The 23,646-nt window shown below is 50.4% G+C and carries 24 protein-coding genes; 19 read left to right on the top strand and 5 right to left on the bottom strand.

Annotated features, from left to right (window positions below):
- Positions 1-276: 276 nt before the first annotated feature.
- On the bottom strand, positions 277-447 hold the full coding sequence (locus FPZ49_RS35480) for a hypothetical protein (RefSeq protein WP_186445720.1): 171 nt from the start codon (positions 445-447) through the stop codon (positions 277-279).
- Positions 448-631: 184 nt separating this feature from the next.
- Between FPZ49_RS35480 and FPZ49_RS10550 the strand changes: the two genes are divergently transcribed.
- A complete protein-coding gene (locus tag FPZ49_RS10550; protein WP_144846270.1) occupies positions 632-1,306 on the top strand; it encodes an HAD family hydrolase in 675 nt (224 codons plus the stop codon).
- Here FPZ49_RS10550 and FPZ49_RS10545 read toward each other — a convergent pair.
- Positions 1,303-2,208 (bottom strand): LysR family transcriptional regulator, encoded by a 906-nt coding sequence (locus FPZ49_RS10545; RefSeq protein WP_261381350.1) that lies wholly within the window; start codon positions 2,206-2,208, stop codon positions 1,303-1,305. The two genes, FPZ49_RS10550 and FPZ49_RS10545, sit on opposite strands and share 4 nt — an antisense overlap.
- A gap of 109 nt (positions 2,209-2,317) precedes the next feature.
- Here FPZ49_RS10545 and FPZ49_RS10540 point away from each other — a divergent pair, with 109 nt between their 5' ends.
- The 9 genes from FPZ49_RS10540 (at position 2,318) to FPZ49_RS10500 (ending at position 12,773) form a co-directional block, all read left to right on the top strand.
- Positions 2,318-3,064, top strand: coding sequence for an HAD family hydrolase (locus tag FPZ49_RS10540; protein WP_144846266.1), 747 nt, complete (start codon positions 2,318-2,320; stop codon positions 3,062-3,064).
- A 130-nt stretch (positions 3,065-3,194) separates the two neighbouring features.
- Complete coding sequence (locus tag FPZ49_RS10535) at positions 3,195-4,199, top strand: AAA family ATPase (RefSeq protein ID WP_144846302.1); 1,005 nt, start codon at positions 3,195-3,197, stop codon at positions 4,197-4,199.
- Between the two features lie 161 nt (positions 4,200-4,360).
- Positions 4,361-5,695 carry a GTPase HflX gene (gene hflX / locus FPZ49_RS10530; RefSeq protein WP_144846264.1) on the top strand — a complete coding sequence of 445 codons (1,335 nt, stop codon included), beginning with the start codon at positions 4,361-4,363 and terminating at the stop codon, positions 5,693-5,695.
- Positions 5,688-6,938: a methionine gamma-lyase family protein gene (locus FPZ49_RS10525; protein WP_144846262.1), complete on the top strand. Its 1,251-nt coding sequence runs from the start codon at positions 5,688-5,690 to the stop codon at positions 6,936-6,938. The genes hflX and FPZ49_RS10525 overlap by 8 nt, the downstream gene beginning before the upstream one ends.
- Positions 6,939-7,075: 137 nt before the next feature.
- On the top strand, positions 7,076-7,489 hold the full coding sequence (locus FPZ49_RS10520) for a MerR family transcriptional regulator (protein ID WP_144846260.1): 414 nt from the start codon (positions 7,076-7,078) through the stop codon (positions 7,487-7,489).
- 138 nt (positions 7,490-7,627) lie between these two features.
- Positions 7,628-8,932, top strand: coding sequence for a type I glutamate--ammonia ligase (glnA, locus tag FPZ49_RS10515; protein ID WP_144846300.1), 1,305 nt, complete (start codon positions 7,628-7,630; stop codon positions 8,930-8,932).
- Between the two features lie 135 nt (positions 8,933-9,067).
- Positions 9,068-10,162 carry an endospore germination permease gene (locus tag FPZ49_RS10510; RefSeq protein ID WP_222429895.1) on the top strand — a complete coding sequence of 365 codons (1,095 nt, stop codon included), beginning with the start codon at positions 9,068-9,070 and terminating at the stop codon, positions 10,160-10,162.
- A complete protein-coding gene (locus FPZ49_RS10505) occupies positions 10,159-11,622 on the top strand; it encodes a spore germination protein (RefSeq protein ID WP_144846256.1) in 1,464 nt (487 codons plus the stop codon). Before FPZ49_RS10510 ends, FPZ49_RS10505 begins: the two co-directional genes overlap by 4 nt.
- Positions 11,619-12,773, top strand: a complete 1,155-nt coding sequence (locus FPZ49_RS10500) for a Ger(x)C family spore germination protein (RefSeq protein ID WP_144846254.1) — start codon at positions 11,619-11,621, stop codon at positions 12,771-12,773. Before FPZ49_RS10505 ends, FPZ49_RS10500 begins: the two co-directional genes overlap by 4 nt.
- Positions 12,774-12,834: 61 nt before the next feature.
- Here the strand turns inward: FPZ49_RS10500 and lexA are convergent, their stop codons facing one another.
- On the bottom strand, positions 12,835-13,455 hold the full coding sequence (gene lexA / locus FPZ49_RS10495) for a transcriptional repressor LexA (protein ID WP_144846252.1): 621 nt from the start codon (positions 13,453-13,455) through the stop codon (positions 12,835-12,837).
- A gap of 278 nt (positions 13,456-13,733) precedes the next feature.
- On the opposite strand from lexA, the gene FPZ49_RS10490 reads away from it, so the two are divergent.
- The 4 genes from FPZ49_RS10490 to FPZ49_RS10475 all read left to right on the top strand — a co-directional run bounded on the left by FPZ49_RS10490 (position 13,734) and on the right by FPZ49_RS10475 (position 15,733).
- On the top strand, positions 13,734-13,985 hold the full coding sequence (locus FPZ49_RS10490; protein WP_186445718.1) for a LysM peptidoglycan-binding domain-containing protein: 252 nt from the start codon (positions 13,734-13,736) through the stop codon (positions 13,983-13,985).
- Positions 13,986-14,106: 121 nt separating this feature from the next.
- A complete protein-coding gene (locus FPZ49_RS10485) occupies positions 14,107-14,301 on the top strand; it encodes a DUF896 domain-containing protein (RefSeq protein ID WP_144846248.1) in 195 nt (64 codons plus the stop codon).
- Positions 14,302-14,373: 72 nt separating this feature from the next.
- Positions 14,374-14,886: a hypothetical protein gene (locus tag FPZ49_RS10480; RefSeq protein ID WP_186445717.1), complete on the top strand. Its 513-nt coding sequence runs from the start codon at positions 14,374-14,376 to the stop codon at positions 14,884-14,886.
- Positions 14,887-14,938: 52 nt separating this feature from the next.
- Positions 14,939-15,733 carry an HAD family hydrolase gene (locus tag FPZ49_RS10475; RefSeq protein WP_144846246.1) on the top strand — a complete coding sequence of 265 codons (795 nt, stop codon included), beginning with the start codon at positions 14,939-14,941 and terminating at the stop codon, positions 15,731-15,733.
- Between the two features lie 57 nt (positions 15,734-15,790).
- Here the strand turns inward: FPZ49_RS10475 and FPZ49_RS10470 are convergent, their stop codons facing one another.
- A complete protein-coding gene (locus FPZ49_RS10470; RefSeq protein ID WP_144846244.1) occupies positions 15,791-16,330 on the bottom strand; it encodes a 1,2-dihydroxy-3-keto-5-methylthiopentene dioxygenase in 540 nt (179 codons plus the stop codon).
- Positions 16,331-16,615: 285 nt separating this feature from the next.
- On the opposite strand from FPZ49_RS10470, the gene metH reads away from it, so the two are divergent.
- Together metH and rnz are read left to right on the top strand one after the other, a co-directional pair.
- Positions 16,616-20,056, top strand: coding sequence for a methionine synthase (gene metH, locus FPZ49_RS10465; RefSeq protein WP_144846242.1), 3,441 nt, complete (start codon positions 16,616-16,618; stop codon positions 20,054-20,056).
- A gap of 130 nt (positions 20,057-20,186) precedes the next feature.
- On the top strand, positions 20,187-21,149 hold the full coding sequence (gene rnz, locus FPZ49_RS10460) for a ribonuclease Z (protein ID WP_144846240.1): 963 nt from the start codon (positions 20,187-20,189) through the stop codon (positions 21,147-21,149).
- Positions 21,150-21,221: 72 nt separating this feature from the next.
- Here the strand turns inward: rnz and tlp are convergent, their stop codons facing one another.
- The gene (tlp, locus tag FPZ49_RS10455) at positions 21,222-21,449 is read right to left on the bottom strand and encodes a small acid-soluble spore protein Tlp (RefSeq protein ID WP_144846238.1); all 228 of its coding nucleotides are present in this window, start codon (positions 21,447-21,449) and stop codon (positions 21,222-21,224) included.
- Positions 21,450-21,572: 123 nt separating this feature from the next.
- On the opposite strand from tlp, the gene FPZ49_RS10450 reads away from it, so the two are divergent.
- From FPZ49_RS10450 to FPZ49_RS10440, 3 genes are read left to right on the top strand one after another with little or no spacing between them, the layout of a single operon-like run.
- The gene (locus FPZ49_RS10450; RefSeq protein ID WP_144846236.1) at positions 21,573-22,475 is read left to right on the top strand and encodes a DNA-3-methyladenine glycosylase family protein; all 903 of its coding nucleotides are present in this window, start codon (positions 21,573-21,575) and stop codon (positions 22,473-22,475) included.
- A gap of 20 nt (positions 22,476-22,495) precedes the next feature.
- Entirely contained in the window at positions 22,496-22,861 is a 366-nt protein-coding gene (locus FPZ49_RS10445) for a CidA/LrgA family protein (protein WP_144846234.1), read from the top strand.
- Positions 22,858-23,550, top strand: a complete 693-nt coding sequence (locus FPZ49_RS10440) for an LrgB family protein (protein WP_144846232.1) — start codon at positions 22,858-22,860, stop codon at positions 23,548-23,550. The genes FPZ49_RS10445 and FPZ49_RS10440 overlap by 4 nt, the downstream gene beginning before the upstream one ends.
- Positions 23,551-23,646 lie beyond the last annotated feature (96 nt).

Raw genomic sequence — 23,646 nt, 5'->3', positions numbered from 1 at the left:
GACCTGAATGACACCTTGAAGCGTAGCAACATTTTTCTTCCATGCAGTGTGATGGCGTTTCAGCTTTCGTCCGCAATCTGGACAATTTTCGATTTCCGCACGATAGTAGATTTTTTTCTCAGGAACAATTCGATTTTTGGGCAAGGGCATAAGAAAACCTCCGTCAAAATAGCTGTTAACTATTTCGACAGAGGCATTGGAATATCCTGTTAGTTAATTGGACTTCCGTAGAAAAAAAAGAAAACCGACACCTGTATGTGATGTCGGTTTTACTAATTAAACATCCGCACTCTGCACCGCATGATCCCAGCTTGGGAAGTAAAATAACGCATTTTGCAGCAATTCGGGATGGGATTGTTTTAGTTTTTTCTTGTTCAGTTGATGACCGTTGTTTTTTAAATCTTGGATTTGGGCGATAACATCGATTACGCTCATACTTGCTTCCATGGACTTCACTCCTTTAAAGTAATGTAATGTTTATCTTAGAATATCGTTGCCATTTCCTGAGTTGGATATTCAAACTTGACTAAATTTTTACTTATTATTCATGCTGGAAGCGGTTTACTAAAAAAATACTACTCAATGGAACTTCCCCATAGTACGATACAGCTATGGAGAGGAGCTGACAGAGATGATCAAAGCTATGGTATTTGATTTCGACGGTTTAATTCTCGATACGGAAACCCCGGAATTCGAGTCGTTTCAAGAGATTTACCGCCGGCACGGAAGCGAGCTGACGATTGAGATTTGGGGTGTCTGTATCGGGACAGGGCCTAATGTCTTCAATCCATATGAGGATTTAGCCCAGCGCAGAGGTGCTCCTTACGATGTTGAAGCTGCCCGAAGCTTACGCAAGTCTCTTTATGAGCAAAAAATGATGACGGCGGATGTCAGACCTGGGGTGCGTGCCTACTTGGAGCAAGCCCGGGAGCTGGGACTGCGCATCGGACTGGCCTCGAGCTCAACCTATGAGTGGGTCAGCGGTTACTTGCAGCGCTTCGGATTATTCAATGCGTTTGATGTTATCCGCACCCGTAATGATGTGACCAATGTGAAGCCGGACCCGGAGCTGTACCTGCAGGCCGTCGCTGCGCTTGGGGTGCAGCCGCATGAAGCGGTGGCGTTCGAAGACTCGCCGAATGGCGCCCTGGCGGCCCATCGTGCTGGATTGTACTGCGTTACGGTGCCGAATTCCGTTACAGCGCAATTGACGTTCGGTGAGCACCATATGCGGCTTGGTTCCATGGAGCAGATGAACCTGAAGGACGTGATCGAGCAGCTTCAAAACGGTGAAACGAACGGTTAACCGGAGCTTCTCATTTGCATGAAGGCGGCTGCCGCAGCGGATAGGCTTCGTTTGGAGCTTGTAGCGATCCCTATGCTTCGCTGCGGCAGCGGCTGGACCAGCGGCATTTCCAGCAGTACGCCCTTGTTCAATTCATGTTCAACCAGATCCCTATGAATGACAGCGATACCAATTCCCATGCGCACCAGCTCCTTGATCAAATCCACGCTTCCGACGACCATTTCTGGCATTAGCTGTACACCACAGCGCATGGCTTCCTGCTCGATGAAACGGCGTGTACTGCTCCCTGACGAAAGGACTATCAGCGGTTCTTTAAAGTGCTTTGAAGAGGGCGAAGGACACTCACAAAGAGCGGCATACTTGGTTTGCGAGCCGCAAATAAAGATCGGCTCCGCCAGCCAATCCTCAAGGATCGATATCGTTGTACCCGCGTTTGCCAGCGGCAAATGGACCATACCAAGGTCAATCCGCCCATCCTCCAGCGCACGAACAATTTCTTGCGTTTTTCCATGAATGAAGCTGAACTTGATCCCCGGATGCTTCCTATGGAATGCTTCGACAGTGGAAAGCAAGTACTGCTTAATGAAGATCTCGCTTCCCCCGATTCGAATTTCTCCGGCTTCCAAGCTCTTGACTTGCGTGATCATCCGCTCCCCTTCCCCCAGCAGCAGCATTGCCGGCTGTACATATTCCAGCAGTGCGCGCCCCTCCGGCGTCAGCTCCACCCCTTTGGATTTTCGCAAAAATAACATTGTATTTAGCTGCTCCTCGAGCTGCTTGACGGCATAAGAGACGCTTGGCTGGGTGATGAACAACCGTTCTGCGGCCTTGCTTAAGCTTCCAGTTTGGGCAATTTCATAAAACACTCTATATAGCTCCAATGGCGTACTGATATTTAACACCTCTATAACTAATATTCATAATATCAATTAGATCTATAATTCTACTTCCAACTATAATGGATTTAAAGCATCCAGGCAAAAAAATCCATGACTAGCGGAGGTTGTACGAATGATGGAGGAGCTCACAGAGCAAAATTCGATCCCGAAATGTAGTAGTATTTCCTTAACCAGTCCGGTTCGCGCGATCCTATTCGATCTCGACGAGACTTTAATGAACCGGCGGAAGGCGCTCAGCGCATTTACCGAGCAGCTGATTCAAGATTACGGTCACGATTTCGAGGTGCAAGATCCCGATCGTATCCAGCAGCTCGTGAAGCAGGCGGATGGCGGCGGGTATATTCCGAAAACCGAAATGTACGAACGTCTGGTACCGCTGCTTGGCTGGCGGGAAGCTCCTGCAACGGATACGTTTATGGGATATTGGTACAGACTCTACCCAACATGTGCCAAGCCGGAAGAGGGACTCCTGCCAACGCTTCATTATTTCAAGCAGCAGGGGCTGTGTCTAGGCTTAATTACGAATGGGCAAACCGCTGTTCAGCAGCCGAAAATCGATCTGCTCGGCATTCGGGACTTGTTTGGCAGCATCATTGTTTCTGAGGCAGCCGGTTGTAAAAAGCCGGATCCGGCGATCTTTCAGCTGGCACTGCGTGAGCTCGATGTGACTTCCGCCGAGGCCTGGTATGTGGGTGACCATCCGCGCAACGATGTCTTGGGCGCTGCGTCGGCCGGACTTTGCACGATTTGGAAGCAAGGCATTCATGACTGGGAACACACCCTTCCCGTGCAGCCGCAGGCCGTCATCACAGGGCTGGAGGAGCTGATCCCGCTGTATAACAAGCATCGGCTCACATAGTTTTCTAGGAACGTCAATTCTCTTCCCTTCCAAGAGAGCCGGCGTTCTTTTTCGTCTGCCCGTCCCTTCAGATTGGAGCATGAACCGCGCCTTATGATGCATAAAATGAAGGAGGAACGAGGTGAGATCGATGGAGGATGAACAGCGAACGATAACAAAAAAGGACCGCCAGATCAATGTGGTATTTAACACCCTTGGTACACCTACGAAGCCTCCGCAGGAGCCGGTGAGCCCGTACACCAACAAAGCGAATTTGACGCATCTTGAATCGTTCTCAGATATATTTAAAGAGCTGGACGACATGATCGGATTGGAAGAAGTGAAGGAACTGATTTTTCAAATTTACGCGATGCTGCAGGTCAAGCAATTTCGCCAGGAAGCGGGACTTCATGCGGGGGCGCATGTGTACCATATGATTTTTAAAGGCAATCCTGGGACAGGTAAAACGACCGTGGCGCGCATTGTAGCAAAGCTGTTTAAGTCGATGGGCGTGCTTAGCAAAGGGCATTTGATCGAGGTGGAGCGGGCGGATCTGGTCGGTGAGTACATCGGACATACCGCTTTGAAAACCAGGGAAATGGTCAAAAAAGCGATGGGCGGCATTCTTTTTATCGATGAAGCTTATAGCTTGGCACGGGGCGGGGAAAAGGATTTCGGCAAGGAGTGTATCGACTGTTTAGTGAAGTCTATGGAGGATCATAAGAATGATTTTATCCTGATTTTGGCGGGGTATCCCGACGAGATCGACACCTTCCTGCAGACCAACCCGGGGTTGCCTTCGCGCTTTCCCATCCAGCTCGATTTTCCTGACTATACAGTCGATCAGCTGATAAAAATCTCGGAAAAAATGGTTTCCGAACGCGAGTACTGCCTGCTGCCGGACACGATCCGTAAAATCAAAGAGCACCTGCATATCGAAATCGCGTCGAATCTGCATTTCAGCAACGCGCGTTATGTACGCAATTTGCTGGAGCGGGCTGTCCGTCTGCAAGCCGTCCGATTGCTGAACCAAAGCTCCAAGCCGAGCAAGCAGCAGCTGATGGAGCTGTATCCGGAGGATGTCCGAGTTGAAGCGCTGGAAAAGGATCTAGCTTCGCAATCCCCATTTGTTCAATATCGATCACAGTCCTTTTAATGCGCTGCCGTTGTGATAAATCGCTTAAAGGAAAGCTTTACATTGTTTTTCCTGAAAACGACGTTTACAATGGACTTGAGCGAAAAAGGACTAAAATGGAAACGAACTTGGCAAACTAACGACTTAGCTCAATCGGCATCAAAGGAGACGAATACCTACAGATGAAACAAACAATACATGAGGTCAAGCCGGATGAGCGTGATCAGGCCATTCTGGTGAGCCTAGTTACAGCAGAGCAGAAGAGGCTCGATGATTATGATCCGGAATATTCCTTGACGGAGCTCGTTCGACTGGCGGAAACAGCTGGTGTCGAGGTACTTGGGAAGCTGACGCAAAATAAGGAGTATACCGACTCCAAGTGGTTTGTCGGGAAGGGAAAGGCGGCGGAGCTGAAGGATTTGATCGCCGAGACGGGAGCGAATACCGCCATTTTCGATCAGGAGCTGTCGGGGGCGCAGGTGCGTAACCTGGAGCAGTTCCTGGATGTGAAAATTATTGACCGGACGCAGCTCATCCTTGATATTTTCGCTGGACGGGCCAAGACGCGCGAGGGCATCATCCAAGTGGAGCTGGCGCAGCTGAGCTACCTGCTTCCACGGCTGTCCGGGCACGGTAAAAATTTGTCCCGGCTTGGGGGCGGGATCGGGACCAGAGGTCCGGGGGAATCCAAACTGGAGACCGATCGCCGGCACATCCGCGGCCGGATCGACGAGCTGAAGCGCCAGCTTCATGAGGTGGTAAGGCACCGCAGCTTGCATCGCGAGCGCCGGAAGGAAACAGGGGTCTATCAGGTGGCGCTGGTCGGATACACGAATGCCGGCAAGTCCACACTGCTAAGGCAGCTGACCGATTCGGACGTGCTCGTGGAAAATCAGCTGTTTGCTACGCTGGATCCGACCTCCAGATCGCTCACGCTGCCTAGCGGGGTGGACATCGTGCTGACGGATACGGTAGGATTTATTCAGAACCTGCCGCATGAATTGGTCGCCGCGTTTCGGGCTACCTTAGAGGAGGCGAACGAAGCGGATTTGATCCTTCATGTCGTGGACAGCTCCTCGGAGATGATGACCATTCAGATGAAGGTTGTCGATCAGGTGCTGGAGGAGCTTGGTGCGCACGGGAAGGAACGCGTTACCGTGTTTAACAAGATCGATATGTGCCCTCCGGAGCAAGTGGATATGCTGACGACCGAAGGAGAGTTTTTACGGATTTCTGCGTATCGTGAAGCAGATCTGCAGCGTGTGCTGGAGACGATCGAGTCGAAGCTGATGGGAGATAGCCGAACCTTCCGCATTCCTGCCGAGAAAGGCGATATGATCTCGCTGGTGTATCGGATTGGCGAGGTGCTGGAGAACGAGGTCGACGGTGACGACATGCTGATGCGGGTACGATTGAATAACAAAGAGTATCAAAAAATGGGGTATATGCTGGCCGCGTACGATTCGGCTCGGCAAGCGCAGGGAGAAGCCAGAGGAGAGACAACCGAACATGTTTAAGGAAAAGGTGCTCGGCCTGATGAATCAGGCCGAGCTTCAAATTGATGGGAAGCTGAAAGAAATCGACCGGATCATCGACCAGAACCAATGGAAAGTGATTCGCACATTCCAGAAGCATAGGGTAAGCGATTATCACTTTGCCGGGTCGACAGGGTACGGCTATAACGACCGGGGCCGCGAGGTGCTGGATTTGGTGTATGCGGACGTGTTCGGCGCGGAAGCGGCGCTGGTACGACCGCATTTCGTTTCGGGTACGCACACGATCGGAACGGCGCTGTTCGGCGTGCTGCGTCCAGGAGACGAGCTGCTCATGATTACAGGCCGGCCGTATGACACGCTGCACAAGGTGATCGGTCAGCCGGGCGATGGTAAAGGCTCGCTTCAGGACTGGGGCATTCGGTATGGGGAAGTACCGCTGCTTGAGGACGGTTCGCCTGACTTTGCAGCCATTAGCAGCCGAATAACTCCAAGCACACGCGTCATTGGAATTCAGCGTTCACGCGGATATTCGTGGCGTCCTTCGTTCACGGTAGCACAGATCGGGGAAATGGTTCGTTACGTGAAGGAAATCAAACCGGATGTCATCGTATTTGTCGACAATTGCTATGGGGAATTCACGGAGCTGACAGAGCCGACAGAGGTTGGTGTCGACTTGATGGCAGGGTCGCTGATCAAGAACCCGGGCGGCGGCCTGGCGGCAACGGGCGGCTATATTGCTGGTAAAGCCAAATATGTGGAGCTTGCCTCGTATCGGTTAACAGCACCGGGCATTGGCGGGGAAGTGGGCGCGATGCTCGGAACGACGCGATCAATTTACCAAGGGTTATTTTTGGCGCCGCATTTAGTTGGACAAGCAGTGAAGGGCTCGGTGTTTGCCGCATCCGTATTCGAGCAGTTGGGCTTCGTCACGCATCCGCGCTGGAACGATCCTCGTACGGATCTCATTCAGGCGATTCGATTCACAAGCGCAGAGCACTTGATCGCTTTCGTGCAGGGGATTCAGCAGGCCGCAGCGGTGGACGCGCACGTTGTTCCAGAGCCGTGGGACATGCCGGGCTATGAGCATCCCGTGATTATGGCCGCCGGAACCTTTATCCAAGGGGGCAGCCTGGAGCTCTCCGCAGATGCCCCCATACGGGAGCCATACATTGCCTATATGCAGGGCGGGTTAACTTACTCCCATTGCAAAATGGGCGTGCTAACCGCCATTCAAAACATGATCGATCGGGGCTTATTAAGCTGAAAATCATGATCTGACCCTCAGAAAAAGCGCTTTCTGTAAAAAATGCTTACATATTGCATAAACCTTACACAACTTGACACATTTTGCCTTCAAGGTTACAATAAAGGTAAGGTTCAGAGTGCTTAGGAGTGATGGTCATGACTGATGAAATACGCCGTAATATGGCGCTTTTTCCGATCGGCATCGTAATGAAGCTGACCGATTTGACAGCTAGACAAATTCGATATTACGAGCAGCATGAGCTGGTCATTCCGGCTCGTACTGGCGGTAACCAACGTTTGTATTCCTTCAATGACGTAGAACGTTTGCTCGAGATCAAGGACTTGATTGAGAAGGGCGTAAACATCGCAGGGATCAAGCAGGTGCTGCTGCCGGTATCCAAAGATTCCGAAGACGCGACCATTATCAACGAGCATTCGGAAGTGAAACGCCGTGAAATGACCGATTCCCAATTGCATAAGATGCTCAAACAGCAGTTGCTTGGCGGAGGCAAACGCCCGAATCAGGTCTCGTTGATTCAAGGCGAGCTATCTCGTTTCTTTAGAAAATAATTGCTGTGCCGGGGCTTGCAGCCGCTATCCGCTGGCTAGCATGTTTGGACGTCGTCCAGACAAGCCCCGTTATCTTGGTACATAGTTTAAGGAGGAGATTGCTCAGTGACCGAAAAGAACTTCAACAAAGAAGATATTATGCGCATCGCCAAAGAAGAAAACGTCCGTTTCATTCGCTTGCAGTTTACCGATCTGCTCGGTACGATCAAGAACGTAGAGATTCCTGTCAGTCAGCTGGAGAAAGCTCTCGATAATAAAATGATGTTTGACGGCTCTTCAATCGAAGGCTATGTGCGGATTGAAGAATCGGACATGTACTTATACCCTGACTTGAATACTTGGGTTGTGTTCCCATGGGTAACTGAAGACCGAGTAGCGCGCTTGATTTGCGATATTTATTTGCCAGACGGCAGACCGTTCCCAGGCGACCCGCGCGGCATTCTGAAGGCTGCGCTCAAGGAAGCGGAAGAAATGGGCTTCACGGCAATGAACGTTGGTCCGGAACCGGAGTTTTTCTTGTTCAAGACCGATGAGAAAGGCAATCCTACGATGGAGCTGAACGACCAGGGCGGCTACTTCGACTTGGCACCGATGGATCTTGGTGAGAACTGCCGCCGTGAAATCGTGTTGACGCTCGAGGAGATGGGCTTTGAGATCGAAGCTTCCCATCATGAGGTAGCTCCGGGTCAGCACGAGATCGACTTTAAATATGAGAACGCGATTAAAGCGGCGGATCAGATCCAAACCTTTAAGCTCGTGGTCAAAACGGTCGCAAGACAGCATGGGCTTCATGCAACCTTTATGCCGAAGCCGTTGTTCGGCGTGAACGGCTCCGGGATGCACTGCCACCAGTCGCTGTTTCGCGGCAAAGAGAATGCATTCTACGATGAGAGTGATAAGCTTGGCTTGAGCACCACGGCGCGCCATTACATGGCAGGCATCCTGAAGCATGCTCGAGCGTTTGCTGCGATCACGAACCCGACGGTTAACTCGTACAAGCGTCTTGTACCAGGCTATGAAGCGCCATGCTATGTGGCTTGGTCAGCGAGCAACCGCAGTCCGATGATCCGTATCCCGGCTTCCCGCGGGCTTAGCACGCGCGTGGAAGTCAGAAACCCAGACCCAGCGGCGAACCCTTATCTGGCTCTTGCGGTTATGCTGAAAGCAGGCCTTGACGGCATCAAGAACAAAATGCAGCTGCCGCCTCCAACGGACCGCAACATTTATGTGATGACGGAAGAAGAGCGCGAAGAGCAGGGGATTCCGAGCCTGCCGGTCGATTTGAAGCAAGCGCTGGATGAGCTGCTTCGCGACGATGTGATCTGCGATGCTCTGGGCGATCATGCTTTGGCTCACTTCTATGAGCTGAAAGAAATCGAGTGGGACATCTACCGTACCCAGATCCATGCTTGGGAGCGCGAGCAGTATTTGACGCTGTACTAATCCCAGACGTATAAAAGACAAACCGTTCATTTCAAGGCTTCCTTGAATGAACGGTTTTTTTGTCGTTTCATAAATTGACCAGTTTTGGCACATCCTATGGGTGCATTTTACGTCGAAGCTACGGGAGTGTGGACTATGCTTCGTAATAAGAAGATTACGGCCTTGCAAATGTACTGCATTCTGATGCTTTCGATTGGCATATCCAATCACGTGTGGTTAATACCGGTTTTGCTGCAAGTAGCAAAACGTGATTCGTGGGTTGGCGCATGTGCCGCCATTGTCCCAATTTTGCTGTGGATCTGTGTCTTTTATCTCATTGTGAAGCGTGTTGGAAATCGAAAATTAACGGATATGCTCAGACAACAATATGGCAAGACTGTGCAGGTGCTTATTGTGAGCATCCTGTCGATCTATAGTTTTGTCATTTCGGTGCTTTCCCTGCGGGATACGGTGACGTGGACCAATGTTTCTTACTTGCCGGCTACTCCAAGAGGTGTATTGGCAGTCATGTTTATGCTCGTCTGTTTTTTCGCTGCCAGAGCAGGCATTCGCGCAATAGGGGTTACATCGGGCTTACTGCTGCCGGTGGTTGTGGTGCTCGGTTATTTAGTGGCTACGGCAAACTTTCAATACAAAGATTACTCCTTGCTGAAGCCCTTGTTCACCCATGGATATATGCCGATGCTAAGAGCTGCCATGGATACGTTTGGAGCACTGCTGGAGCTGGTCTTCATCTTGCTCATGCAGCATCATGTATCGACAAAAATTCGTTTTTCCAGTCTGGTGATTTTTGCGATTATTCTGATCGGATTGACGATAGGGCCATTAACGGGATCCATTGCCATCTTCGGGCCTTTCCAATCGGCAGATCTCAGGTATCCGGCTTTTGAGCAATGGCGAATGGTTAGAATGGGTAAATTTATTTCACATCTGGATTTTCTTTCGATATACCAATGGATCTCAGGGGCCTTTGTACGCATTTCATTGATGCTCTACCTGATAAGTGATCTCGCTGGAATCCGGCGTGAGCGTAACCGAACCATACTTTTGGGCTGCATTGCTGTATTCACTGTCGTACTTACGATTATCCCCATGAGTGATATGAAGTTTTTCCAACTGCTCAAGGATTGGTACTACCCGTCAACCGTGGGTTTAAATCTGTTTATGACCGTGGTCATTTTCGGTTTAGTCATCCTCGCTGGGAACCGAAAGGAGAATCCGTCCGGATGAATACCTTAGCCTTATCCGAGATGAATGAGCAGTCGTTTCGGGATTGGTTTGCCATGTCGGCAGACGTCCAGATTCGTACCTACGATTTCGGTACACCAAGCTATCCGATTCCACTTGTTCTCATGTATTGTGAGGGCATGGCGGATTTATCTGTGATTAATGAACTCGTGCTGACTCAGCTGCAGCATATGCTGGATTCATTCGATGAAATCAAGCCGGAACTGTTGAATAAGTACAGGACGCTTCAGCTCGAACAAATTACGACTCCGGATCCCTTGGTAACGCTGCAGCATCGGTTATATTCCGGTGAACTGATCATCTTTTTTGAAGAACACAAGTGGATCTTTTCCTTGGACATTTCTAGACCGCCGGAACGGGGGCCCGAAGAGTCGAGTACGGAAGTGTCCATTAAGGGGCCTCGGGATGGGTTCACGGAAAATCTGACCACGAATATCGCTCTCATAAGAAAACGGTTGAAAACTAAATCGTTATGCATTGAAAAATTCGTGATTGGAGAACGAACTCAAACCTCAGTCGGTTTAATCTATATATCGGATATCGCAAATCCCGAAATCATCGTAGAGGCCAAAAGCTGGTTAACAGCCATTAAAGCGGACGCTTTATTGACTAGTGCGCAATTGGAAATCCCTTCGACCTCCTTGTTCCCCCTCTTTGATAGCGTTGGTCGACCTGACTATGTCGTTCAAAGCCTATTAAGGGGCCGTTTCGCTGTCCTTGTAGAAGGAACACCGATGGCCGTTATTGCGCCGGCAAATTTATTACTTATTTTAAAATCACCTGAAGATGTGCACCTGCCGTTCTTCTATGTTTCGATTGAGCGACTGCTTCGTCTCCTTGGGCTAATTTTAGCGCTTTTTCTCCCGGGCTTTTGGATCGCCGTGTCATCATATAATCTAGATCAAATCCCCTTTCCGCTGCTTGCTACCATTTCTTCGTCGCGGCTGGGCCTCCCGTTTTCTGGGACGGTGGATTTTTTTCTCATCCTCGCCTTGTTCGAGATGTTTAGAGAAGCGGGACTTCGCTTGCCCAAGCCGGTTGGGCAAACAGTCGCTGTTGTTGGTGGGCTGATTATCGGCGATGCGGCGATTCGAGCCGGAATCACCGGTCCGATTACGCTGGTTACGACTGCGATCTCAACGATATCGATGTTTACCCTGGTCAATCAGTCTTTGGCTGGAACCATCACGCTGTTCCGACTGCTCATTCTGATTGCCTCTTCGATGTTTGGCATGTTCGGATTTATGCTGGCCGTCGTCTCGCTTGTGTTGTATTTGTCTACGTTGGAATCTTTCGGAGTGTCTTATCTTGCACCGTTGTCGCCGCCGAAGTTCCGCAATATCGCAGCGGCTGTACTGGCATTGCCCTGGAAAAAGCTTAAACGGCGTCCTGCATTTCTTCATCCGACCGATCCAACTCGTCAAGGGGGGGATGCAAGTTGAGAAGGCTTTTGATGCTTGGCTTTATGATGACGCTTCTGACCTTCACCGCTGGCTGCTGGGATATCAAATCAATCCAGGATACGAATTATGTGACAGCTGTTGGGCTTGATTTTAAGAATGGAAAGTACGTCGTTTATGGGCAAATGTTGGACTTCTCCAGCGTCGCTAAGCAAGAGGGAGGGAAGGCGGGGCAGCCTCCATCGGTTTGGGCGGGGACGGCAGAGGGGGATACGATTAGTAATGCTTTTAACAAGCTGTATGAAACATCGCAGCAGCGTATGTTTTGGGGCCATGTATCATCCGTTGTTTTTACAGAAGATGCATTGAAGCTGGGCTTATATCCGTTTCTTGATAGTCTTAGCCGAGTAGGAGAGACTCGCTACAAGCCATGGGTTTATGGCACCAAAGAACCGATCGACAAAATATTTACGGTGTTGCCCTTTTTTAACCTGTCTCCAATCGCTTCGATATTACACAATCCAATTGATGTTTACAAACAATTTTCTTTTATCCGGCCACTGCGGTTATATAAAGTGATTGTCGATTTTCGCGAGCCTAACTATACAGTCATGCTGCCAAGTCTTGAGATCGCAACGGATGCGTGGAAAAAAAACGAGAAACCAGATCCTAAGCTTAAAGTAAGCGGAGCCTATGCGATTCAGGATGGCAAGCTGAAAGGATGGGTAGAGGAGAAGCAGCTGAATGGCTTGCGATGGCTGGAAAGAAGTACGATGCGTACGCCGTTGGTAGTTTATCGTGGTGAGAAGCCTATTGTAAAGGTTACCGTTGAAAAATCCAAGAGAACGATTACTCCTCAAACCAGAGGGCAAGAAGCCAGCTTCTCTGTTCATTTTAGCGGGAATGTGCTGTTGGATGAAATCAACGTGATGATGGACGAGAAGGCAATAAAACAAGAGGTGACAAATGAAATCCGCGATCAAATTACGAATACTTTCAAATACGGACAAGAACACTCGATCGATCTTTACAGACTAACGCATGTTTTATATCGAGAGTCATTTCCTGCATGGAGCAGGTTGACTCAGAATGGCAGTAAGCCCATCAGCTATTCGCTGCAGTCTATAGATGTGGAGCTTAATATCGTCCATTCCGGAATGAACCAGTTTCATATTGAAAAAGCTCAATATTGATATTTGGACATCTTGGAAAAAAGAAAAATCCCTTTCGCTTGTGCGAAGGGGATTTCGTGTTCTAGTGAATGTCGCGGAATACGCCGATTACTTTGCCGAGGATCGAAACATGCTTAAGCCGCAATGGCTCCATGGTCTGATTCTCAGGCTGAAGTCGAATGTGATCCTTCTCTTTATAAAAGGTCTTGACAGTGGCTTCGTCTTCCTCGGTCATGGCTACCACGATCTCGCCGTTATTAGCGGTCTGCTGCTGGCGAACGATTACATAGTCTCCGTTATGAATTCCTGCATCGATCATACTTTCACCGATAACGCTGAGCATAAATACGTTATTATCTCCGACAAAGTGACTCGGAAGCGGGAAGTAGTCCTCGATGTTCTCGGTAGCTGTAATAGGTGTGCCTGCAGTAACTCGTCCGATCAAAGGCACTCTAGCAACCGATACGGCGAACGTTCCGTCGCCTACGCTTCCATCCAAGATTTCAATCGCTCTAGGCTTGGTAGGGTCGCGTCGGATCAAGCCCTTCTTCTCTAGACGCTCTAAGTGCCCGTGCACGGTAGAGCTGGACGCGAGGCCTACTGCTTCTCCAATTTCCCTTACGGATGGAGGATATCCCTTGTCCTTGACCTCATTCTTGATGAAATCCAAGATCGCTTGCTGGCGATTGGAAATCTTGCTCATGTGAATCACTCCATTTTTGGTAATCATTACTTAGAAGTATAGCACAGAACCGGAGTTCGTACAAACATAAGTTCGAAAAAGTGTTGACGCAAACGAATGTTCGTGTTATCTTTATAACAGAACAAATGTTTGGGGGATGAGTTAAGATGATTCAAAATGTACAAGTGATCGAGAAATCCAACCGACGTGGAGTAAATCATAAACAACTGATGCAAAGCAATAGGAAGTATAATAATAGAACGTATGTTCGAGCGTTCTTCTTTGGAGCTTTTCTTCTCATGATTCTTTCGATTAGCGGATTGATCTCTGCCTTCTTTGGCAACCAGGATGCCTACGCCGCTTCCAATCATAATGTGGCACAGCCTTCGGTAACGGTCGAGTCAGGGGATACGCTGTGGAGTATTGCATCCGAGCATGTGGCGAAGGGACAAGATGTTCGAGAGTATGTATTTAAGCTGAAGCAAGTCAATGGTCTAAGTTCTTCCACTGTGCATGAGGGTCAGAAGCTCTTATTACCGACTGTTCGCTAATGTGTATTCTGGTTCTTACATACGCTTCTATCTCTTGACAATCTTTTTCCTTAATGTCAAAGTATTATTAATCGCGAAGGCTTTTTCGCGGACAGCTTTGACAGACATTGGGAGGAACGCTATGAAGGAATCGGAACACGACGAAACGGTGAAACGGATCAATGAGTTAGCGCGCAAAGCGAAAGCGGAAGGATTAACGGATGATGAACTGGAGGAGCGTAATACGCTTCGCAGAAAGTACATCGATTCATTTAAATCTTCACTGCGCTCTCACCTTGAAAATATTAAAATCGTAGATAATAACGAGAATAAGTAATTCGAGTTTTCTACAGCGTTTCAGCGTGAAGTTGGTAGAGTGGAAGTAAACGAACACATAAGGGGTTAAGACATGTCACGCAAGTGGGCGCGAATGGTACGCAAGAATACGAAGGTAATTAACACCCAAAGAAAGAAGCACGGAAAGCCGCTCATTACTGATGCTGCAGCTTCCGACGGATCGGTTACATTCAAAGGCCGCAGCTGGTTTCTGCCAATGCTGCTCGTGGCTACGGGGATCTTTTGCTTCATCACGTTCCGCAATATGGCGTCACAGGACAATCTGTATTGGGTGACGGGAGCAAGTTACATTTTTCTCGCGGTAATTATTTATTGGGCGCGCAGACCGTTCCTCAAGATCGGTAAGACGGCCTTAACGTCCCGCAGATTTGGCGGTGACAAGACGATGGAAGCTTCGCAGATCGATGAAATCACACTGAGCAAGGATAGCGTAGTTGTTCAGTTCAAACCCAAGGGAAACCGTTGGGTATTTACGCGTTTTTTCAATCAGTTTCCAATGGATGACATGCAGGACAAGCTTAAAGAGTTTGCTGCGGCACACTCCATTGCCTTGAAGCAGGAGTAGGAGCAATACATTATTGGCTCACACATGGGAGAGTACAGGGAGAGAAACGAAGATGACGATTAAAGCGGTTCTGTTTGATTTGGACGATACGCTCCTTTGGGATGAGCGCAGTGTTAAAGAAGCTTTCCAAGCGACTTGCCAGGTGGCGGCTCAGCAATACGATATTGATCCGGAGAAGCTGGAAGATGCCGTACGCACCGAAGCAAGAGCACTGTACGAATCCTTTGAAACCTTCGCCTTTACGAAGATGATCGGAATTAACCCATTTGAGGGGCTTTGGGCGAATTTTACGGAAGGTGAGCAGGAGGAGTTCCGCAAGCTTCAAGCACTGGCTCCTGGCTACCGTAAGGAATCGTGGACACGCGGTTTGAAAGCACTCGGCATTGAGGATGCGGAGTTAGGTGCAGCACTTGCAGAAAAGTTTCCTGCCGAACGTCGCAATCGTCCGATCGTTTATGAAGAAACGTTTGAAGTATTGGACCAGCTGCGTGGGGCAGGCTACAAGCTGCTTCTCTTAACGAACGGATCACCGGATCTGCAGAAGGAAAAGCTTGCGGGTGTACCGCAATTGGCGCCTTATTTCGATCACATCGTAATTTCCGGTGAGTTCGGTGTGGGTAAGCCAGCGGCCTCGATTTTTGAGCATACGATGAAGCTGCTTGAGATCGGCCCTGACGAAGGAGTTATGATCGGAGATAAGCTGACAACGGATATACTCGGTTCCAATACAGTTGGGATGCGCAATATGTGGATTAACCGTCATGATCTTCCGCGCACCGAGATCGAGCCTGTGTTCGAAATTCAGAGCCTGCGTGAAATCCAAGACGTTATCTCTCGCATTGGATAAGCTAACCAATAGAAAAATCCCGTCGGCTAAGCCGGCGGGATTTTTGTATGATGATGATTATTTTTGGAAAGAAGCGTCTGCGAACGGATGAGCAATCCAGCCCTCGGTTTCGATGAAGAGGCGAACGGCTACGATTTGACGGTTTTCCATCAAAGTGAAGAAGTGGGGCTTATGCTCAGGAACGGAGATGACATCGCCAGCTTCCAGCTCCACATCGAAATAGCCAACATCTTCTGTGCCCTTGATAATGAAGATGCCTTTACCCGCTGTAATAGCGCGGACTTCATCTTCCGTATGGGTATGCACTTGCTCGAATTTTTTCAGCAGCTCATCCAGATTAGGTGTGGCGTCGGACAGTGCAATGACGTCCCACGTTCTGTAGCCGCGGCGGCTGGCCAGATCCCGAATCTCAGCATCGAATGTCGACAAAATTTCAGCCTTGTTCTCATCCGTAAGTGTAAATTTCTCTTGCAGCTGAGCAGGCAGCTTGGAAGCATTCCAATGCTCGTAAAGCACCTCTTGTTTATCCAAAAATGCCTTCACATTTTCTTCCCCGGAGATCCGCTCATTGGTGTTGCGAATACGAATTTCAGCCATGGTTTAACCTTCTTTCATCACGGATAAATTATGGAATTAGCTCCTATTTGGTATTATAGCGGATGCCAAGCTTCGTGTCGATGCACCTAAAATTAATTATTCCGATGAACATTGTCGGACAAGTTTTGAAAATTTGACGAGATTGCTTTTCATCATGTCAGGTTTCTGGTACACTATGGGTTAAATCTTATTCGAGAACTTTCGCGCTTTTATGCGGGTGGCAATATATAGATGGCCTACGCGGGAATGGTGACGGTGAGTTAGGCAGAGGGAAGGGGATCATCAATGAATAAACCAACACTGCAAGATCAGCTGCAAAAGAAAATCTTGATTCTAGACGGTGCCATGGGTACCATGATCCAGCAAGAAAACCTGACAGCGGACGATTTCGGCGGAGAAGAGCTGGATGGCTGTAACGAATATTTGGTCGTTACGCGACCGGATGTGATTCAGAAAATCCATGAAGCTTATTTTGCCGCGGGTGCGGATATTGTTGAAACGAATACGTTCGGGGCGACCAGTGTCGTACTTGCGGAATATGAGCTGCAAGACCGTGCGCGTGAGCTGAACTTGGCTGCAGCTAAGCTGGCGATCCAAGCCGCGGAAAAATACAGCACACCTGAGTGGCCGCGGTATGTTGCCGGAGCGATGGGGCCGACGACGAAGACCTTATCGGTTACGGGTGGGGTTACATTCGATGAGCTCGTAGACAGCTACTATGAGCAAGCATTGGCGCTGATCGAAGCCGGTGTAGACGCGCTGCTGCTCGAGACGTCACAGGATACGCTGAACGTGAAAGCGGGAAGCATCGGGGTGCGCAAAGCGTTCGAAACGACCGGCAAGAAGCTGCCGCTCATGATCTCGGGGACGATCGAACCGATGGGAACGACCTTAGCAGGTCAAAACATCGAATCGTTCTATATTTCGCTGGAGCATTTGGAGCCGATTTCGATTGGTCTGAACTGTGCAACAGGACCGGAGTTCATGCGGGATCATATTCGTACACTGTCGGAGATTGCGGGCACAGCTGTCAGCTGTTATCCTAATGCCGGTTTGCCAGACGAGAACGGAAACTATCATGAATCGCCTGACTCGCTTGCGAAGAAGCTGGCCGGGTTTGCCGAGCAGGGCTGGATTAATATTGCCGGTGGCTGCTGCGGTACAACACCGGACCATATTCGCGCTATGGCGGAGGCCCTGAGTCAATACCAGCCGCGCCCACAGGTGGGCACGCATCCGACAGCAGTGTCGGGGATTGAAACTATATACATTGAAGATGCGAATCGCCCATACATGGTCGGGGAGAGAACGAACGTTCTGGGTTCGCGTAAATTTAAACGATTGATCGCTGAAGGCAAATACGAGGAAGCATCTGAAATTGCCAGAGCGCAAGTAAAAGGCGGAGCCTCCGTTGTAGACGTCTGCTTGCAGGATCCGGACCGCGATGAGATGGGGGACATGCAGAAGTTTTTGGAGCTTGTCGTGAAGAAAGTCAAGGTTCCCCTCATGCTCGATTCCACCGATAACCGGGTTATAGAGCTGGGACTCAAATATTCCCAAGGGAAAGCGATTATCAACTCCATTAACCTGGAGGACGGGGAAGAAAAGTTCGAGAAGGTCGTCCCTCTCATCCATAAGTATGGTGCTGCGACGGTTGTCGGTACGATCGACGAAAGAGGACAGGCCATCACGGCGAAGGATAAGCTGGAAGTGGCGAAGCGCTCCTATGACCTTCTGGTGAATAAGTATGGATTGAAGCCCAGCGATATTATTTTTGACCCGTTGGTGTTCCCTGTTGGTACTGGGGATCAGCAGTATATTGGATCCGCGAATGAAACGATTGAGGGCATTCGTTTGATTAAAGAAGCGATGCCGGAAACCGGAACCATTCTCGGCTTAAGCAACGTGTCGTTCGGACTTCCTCCGGCAGGCCGCGAGGTGCTCAACGCCGTCTATTTGTACCATTGTACAAAAGCCGGTCTGGACTATGCGATCGTAAACACCGAAACACTGGAGCGTTATGCGTCGATTCCCGAAGAAGAGCGCACGTTAGCCGAGAAATTGATTTATGAGACGAATGATGAGACACTTGCTGACTTTGTGGCTCATTTCCGGGAGAAGAAGGTCGAGAAGAAGGAGAAAATTTCGAACCTGTCGCTCGAAGAGCGCCTCGCTTCCTATGTGGTTGAGGGTACGAAGGAAGGCTTGATTCCGGATTTGGACGAGGCCCTGCAAAAGTACGCTCCGCTAGAAATTATCAATGGACCGCTCATGAAAGGGATGGAAGAGGTCGGCCGCTTGTTCAATAACAACGAGCTGATCGTAGCCGAAGTGCTGCAGAGCGCTGAGGTCATGAAAGCATCCGTTGCTCACCTAGAGCAGTTCATGGAAAAAGCGGAAAGTGCGGTCAAGGGGAAAATCATTCTCGCGACGGTTAAAGGCGATGTGCACGATATTGGTAAAAACCTGGTAGAAATCATTTTATCCAATAATGGATATAAGATCGTTAACCTGGGGATCAAGGTACCGCCGGAGCAGCTGATTGAGGCGGCGCGCAAAGAGAAGCCGGATGCGATCGGATTATCCGGATTGCTCGTAAAATCCGCCCAGCAGATGGTTATCACGGCGCAGGATTTGAAAACGGCCGGCATCGACGTGCCGATTCTGGTAGGTGGGGCCGCCCTGACGCGCAAGTTCACAAAGACCAGAATTGCACCGGAGTATGATGGAGCTGTCTTGTATGCTAAGGATGCAATGGACGGGCTGGATATCGCGAACAAGCTAAGCGATCCGAAGCAGCGGGAGCTGTTGATTAAAGAGCTTCGTGAGAGCATGGAGTCGGATGTTCAAGAGTCGGTGCGCAAAGTGGCAATGCCGGAATTGACAAGGGTGAAGACGTCCACAGTTGATCGTACGGTGCCTGTGCAAGTGCCGCCGGACTTGGACCGCCATGTGCTGCGAGACTATCCGATGAGCCATTTGATCCCTTACATCAATATGCAGATGCTGCTGGGTCACCACTTGGGGCTGAAAGGCAAAGTAGAGAAGCTGCTGGAGGAGAAGGATCCGAAAGCGGTTCAACTCAAAGAGACGGTGGACCAAATTTTAGCTGAGGCTCAGAAGGACGGCATCATTAACGCCCATGGCATGTATCGCTTCTTCCCGGCACAATCCAAAGGCAATGAGGTGCTGGTGTACGATCCGCAGGATCACAGCAAGATACTGCAAACATTCGCCTTCCCGCGACAGGAGACCGAGCCGTTCTTATGCTTGGCCGATTATTTGAAATCGGTGGACAGCGGCGAAATGGATTACATCGGCTTCCTGGTGGTCACCGCAGGGCATGGCATTGGAGAGCGTGCGGCAGAGTGGCGTGAAAAAGGCGACTACCTGCGTTCCCATGCGCTGCAAGCGGCGGCGCTGGAGACGGCCGAGGCGTTCGCTGAGCGCGTGCACCACATGATGCGTGACGTGTGGGGCTTCCCGGATCCGGCCGAAATGACGATGCAGGAGCGTTTCGGAGCCAAGTACCGCGGACAGCGGTTCTCCTTCGGATACCCGGCGTGCCCGAATTTGGACGATCAGCAGCAGCTGTTTGCGCTAATGAAGCCGGAGGATATCGGCGTGACGCTGACCGAGGGCAGCATGATGGAGCCGGAAGCATCGGTTTCGGCAATCGTGTTCGCACATCCGCAAGCGAGATATTTCAATGTGGAGAAAATTTAGGGTATAGTATACAGGGTGGAGCCGATGTTGCTCCACTCTTTTTCCATAAAGGTACGTGGGTTGCAACTGTTACAGCGTGGAACCACGATGTCAGTTGTCAACGGAATGACGTGATTGGAGACGATGAAGCTTGGAGCTTTATTTTTTAGGGACAGGTGCAGGCATGCCTTCCAAGGAGCGGAACGTGACGTCGGTCATGCTCAATTTGCTGGCGGAGCGCAATGTGTATTGGATGGTGGACTGTGGAGAAGGGACTCAGCATCAGGTGCTGCGCGCCCCGGTGAAGATTGGCAAGCTAGAAAAGCTGTTTGTCTCTCACCTGCACGGTGATCATATTTATGGCCTGCCGGGCCTACTAACGAGCCGCTCTTACCAAGGAGGGGACACGCCCTTCACGATCTATGGACCGAAGGGGATTCGCGAGTTCGTGGAAACGGCATTGAAGATTAGCGCGGCGCATTTGACTTACGAGTTATATATACATGAGTTTGAGGACAACGAGGCTGGCGTCATTTTTGAGGATGAGCAGTTCACGGTTAGCATTGCGCCGCTCGTACACCGTGTTGAGAGCTTTGGGTTCCGCATCGTTGAAAAGCCGCAAACGGGCAAGCTCGATGTGGAAAAATTGAAGGCGCTGGGCATCGTTTCAGGACCGACCTACGGAAAAATCAAGCGCGGGGAACCCGTAGAGCTTCCTGATGGGACGGTGCTTTTGCCGGAGCAATTTATTGGGCCGTCGTACGCTGGAAGAATTGTTACAATCCTAGGGGATACACAGCCGTGTGCCAATGCGGTTACCCTTGCTGAAGGGGCTGATGTATTAGTGCATGAAGCAACCTTTGCAGAGCACCGGAAGGAGCTGGCGATTCGGTACGACCACTCCACCGCGATGGATGCGGCTAGGACGGCCAAAGACGCAGGAGCAAAAGCGCTCATTTTGACGCATATCAGCTCGCGCTACCAAGGGGAACAGGGGGAGCAGCTAACCGCCGAGGCCCAGGAGATTCATCCGGAAACCTATTTGGCTCACGATCATTTTCGGTATGAGGTACCGGGACGCAGGCAGCAGAGCAGCGGCAAAGCATCTCTCTAATAAAAAGCCTCCCGCCCTTTTGTTAAAGGGATGGAGGCTGATCGCAGATCCAGCTTGCAAGCGCGTTTGGACTTAGGATTGATCCTGGTAAGCCGCTTCGTCCTGCATTTCCGATTTGAAGCCTTCTATGCTTTGTCGGCGGCGGTCATTCTTCGACTCGATAGCTTGTCTGTCCTGAGGACTAATTTCATCCGCGTGCTCATCCAGGTAATCCTCAGCCTCCGACAGATTCTCGATCGTGTCGCTAATGGCGTTCTGCAAATGATCTAAATTGTCAGCTCGGTTATCCGGTTTTGCCATGGTTATTCCAGCTCCTTTGGATCAATTGTATAAGTGCACCTTGGGTGTGCACCCAACTTACGATACCACGCGAGGGGGCCAATTATACGTAGGAAGTATCCTTTTCGTAGGGGGAAGTTTAGGTTGACGGAGATCATATTATATCCGAAAGCACCGTATGATTTTTCCAAAATTATTGGACGAATACAGGGCGTGAAGCACGAGATGTATCGGTTGGAAGGGGAGTCGCTCTGCCGTACGATCCGCTTAGACAGTGGTGCCAGACTGATCCGGACCCGTTCGGTCGGTACGATTGGGGAGCCGCAGCTTCAAGTAGAGGTCCAAGGGGAGCTTTTGGAAAAGGATCAACGACAGCTGACAACGAGCCTTGAGCGCATGCTTTCCGTTTCAGTTGATTTGAATCCGTTTTATTCGCATATGAAATCGGTAGGGCAGGAATGGAATGCGATCTGTGAACGCTTCGTGGGACTGCCTCTAGTGCTGGAAGCGGACTTGTTCGAATGCATGTGCAAAACGATTATCGGACAGCAGCTGAACCTTGCTTTTGCCTCCGAATTAGACAAACGCTTAATGCAGCTCACAACGGAGCCGATTGAATTGGCAGGGATTTCCTATCCTGTGTTTCCATCCCCGGAGCAGGTGGCGAGGCTGGAGTATGAGCAGCTTCAAGCACTGCAATTTAGCCGTCGAAAAGCGGAATATGTGATCGATTGGGCACGCAAGGTGGCGGATGGCACGGTGGATTTGGATGCGCTATATGCCTTCAGCAATGAGGAGATCGTGGAGCGTCTAACTCGTTTGCGTGGCGTTGGCCGCTGGTCTGTGGAATGTTTTTTGCTATTTGGGATGGGTCGAACCGACCTGCTCCCCGCTGCGGATATCGGGCTTCGGAATGCGCTGAAAAAGCTGTACCGGCTCGATGAGCAGCCGAAGGAGGATGAGGTCCGCCGCATGGGAGCGGCTTGGACGCCTTGGTCCAGCTACGCCACCTTCTATCTATGGGAAAGCTTACACGATGAGGATTGACACGGAAGGAGCGCAGGGACATGATTGGCTTTGCCATATTGCTTGCTTTTTACATGCTGGGGACGGTGATTCAAGTGGGTTTACACGTACCGCTTCCAGCGAACGTCATCGGACTGATTCTTTTTACGCTATGTTTGTTTCTTCGAATTGTTAAAATTGAGTGGGTGGAGGACGCCAGCCAATTTCTCATTAAGAATATGCTGATGCTGTTTGCGCCGTTTGTGGTCGGTACGATGGTGTTCTTTTCACTGATCGGCCAGGAGGCCGTGCTAATGCTGATCAGCCTTTTCGCCAGTACGTTCGGCGTGCTCCTAATTACCGGCTGGATCACCAAGCTCTCCGTCGGGCAGTCGGCTGGCACTAAGTCAAAGGAGCGGCAGCTATGACACTTCAGGAATTCACTAACCAGCCGCTGTTCGGCATTACGCTCACCGTTATCGCCTATGCAGTGGCGCTGCTCCTGCAGAAGCGTTGGAAAGCGCTCCATCCCTTGCTCATCTGCTCCGTGCTGATTATTGTGGTCCTGATGCTGATGCGGGTGCCTTATGATACTTATAAAAAGGGCGGCGATTATATCGTATTCCTGCTTGGGCCGGCTACGGTGGCGCTCGGGGTGCCGCTGTACAAAAACGCACAGCGCATCCGGGAAAGCTTGCTTCCGATAGCTGCCGGCATCACGGTGGGAGCGATTAGCGCACTGCTGCTTACCGCCGCCTTGGTTTGGTGCTTAGGCGGCAGCCGTGAGCTGATCGTGACGATGATGCCCAAGTCCGTTACGTCGCCGATCGCGCTGGAGATTTCCCGTCAAGCCGGCGGGATCCCTGAGCTTACGGCCGTTCTGACGGTATTAACCGGACTGATCGGCAGCATGTTCGGTCCCGGTTTGCTGCGGCTAGCGGGCGTTCGCGAGGACATTCCGCTGGGCACGGCTATCGGCACGGCGTCACACGGCATCGGCACCGCCAAAATCATTCGAGACTCCGAGCTCGCCGGCAGCGTCAGCGGGTTTGCGATGGGAGTGACCGCCATTTTGACCTCAGTCTTATTTATTCCTTTATATTATTGGCTGCACTAGCTGCGCCTCTTGCTCTTCGCGGAATCGACGATGATGTCGGCTCCGCTTTTTTGTTGTGGGATAAGCTCGACGAAAACTTACAAAAGCTTCAAAGAA

This window comes from Paenibacillus cremeus (genome assembly GCF_007786445.1).
GTDB classification, from domain to species: domain Bacteria; phylum Bacillota; class Bacilli; order Paenibacillales; family NBRC-103111; genus Paenibacillus_G; species Paenibacillus_G cremeus.
This window is presented reverse-complemented; position numbering and strand designations above follow the sequence as displayed.

Excerpts from the sequence above, each read along its gene's own strand:
- FPZ49_RS35480 (WP_186445720.1), bottom strand. The coding sequence starts at position 447 with ATGGAAGCAAGTATGAGCGTAATCGATGTTATCGCCCAAATCCAAGAT.
- FPZ49_RS10550 (WP_144846270.1), top strand. The coding sequence starts at position 632 with ATGATCAAAGCTATGGTATTTGATTTCGACGGTTTAATTCTCGATACG.
- FPZ49_RS10540 (WP_144846266.1), top strand. The coding sequence starts at position 2,318 with ATGATGGAGGAGCTCACAGAGCAAAATTCGATCCCGAAATGTAGTAGT.
- FPZ49_RS10535 (WP_144846302.1), top strand. The coding sequence starts at position 3,195 with ATGGAGGATGAACAGCGAACGATAACAAAAAAGGACCGCCAGATCAAT.
- hflX (WP_144846264.1), top strand. The coding sequence starts at position 4,361 with ATGAAACAAACAATACATGAGGTCAAGCCGGATGAGCGTGATCAGGCC.
- FPZ49_RS10525 (WP_144846262.1), top strand. The coding sequence starts at position 5,688 with ATGTTTAAGGAAAAGGTGCTCGGCCTGATGAATCAGGCCGAGCTTCAA.
- FPZ49_RS10520 (WP_144846260.1), top strand. The coding sequence starts at position 7,076 with ATGACTGATGAAATACGCCGTAATATGGCGCTTTTTCCGATCGGCATC.
- glnA (WP_144846300.1), top strand. The coding sequence starts at position 7,628 with ATGCGCATCGCCAAAGAAGAAAACGTCCGTTTCATTCGCTTGCAGTTT.
- FPZ49_RS10510 (WP_222429895.1), top strand. The coding sequence starts at position 9,068 with ATGCTTCGTAATAAGAAGATTACGGCCTTGCAAATGTACTGCATTCTG.
- FPZ49_RS10505 (WP_144846256.1), top strand. The coding sequence starts at position 10,159 with ATGAATACCTTAGCCTTATCCGAGATGAATGAGCAGTCGTTTCGGGAT.
- lexA (WP_144846252.1), bottom strand. The coding sequence starts at position 13,455 with ATGAGCAAGATTTCCAATCGCCAGCAAGCGATCTTGGATTTCATCAAG.
- FPZ49_RS10490 (WP_186445718.1), top strand. The coding sequence starts at position 13,734 with ATGATTCTTTCGATTAGCGGATTGATCTCTGCCTTCTTTGGCAACCAG.
- FPZ49_RS10485 (WP_144846248.1), top strand. The coding sequence starts at position 14,107 with ATGAAGGAATCGGAACACGACGAAACGGTGAAACGGATCAATGAGTTA.
- FPZ49_RS10480 (WP_186445717.1), top strand. The coding sequence starts at position 14,374 with ATGTCACGCAAGTGGGCGCGAATGGTACGCAAGAATACGAAGGTAATT.
- FPZ49_RS10475 (WP_144846246.1), top strand. The coding sequence starts at position 14,939 with ATGACGATTAAAGCGGTTCTGTTTGATTTGGACGATACGCTCCTTTGG.
- FPZ49_RS10470 (WP_144846244.1), bottom strand. The coding sequence starts at position 16,330 with ATGGCTGAAATTCGTATTCGCAACACCAATGAGCGGATCTCCGGGGAA.
- metH (WP_144846242.1), top strand. The coding sequence starts at position 16,616 with ATGAATAAACCAACACTGCAAGATCAGCTGCAAAAGAAAATCTTGATT.
- tlp (WP_144846238.1), bottom strand. The coding sequence starts at position 21,449 with ATGGCAAAACCGGATAACCGAGCTGACAATTTAGATCATTTGCAGAAC.
- FPZ49_RS10445 (WP_144846234.1), top strand. The coding sequence starts at position 22,496 with ATGATTGGCTTTGCCATATTGCTTGCTTTTTACATGCTGGGGACGGTG.
- FPZ49_RS10440 (WP_144846232.1), top strand. The coding sequence starts at position 22,858 with ATGACACTTCAGGAATTCACTAACCAGCCGCTGTTCGGCATTACGCTC.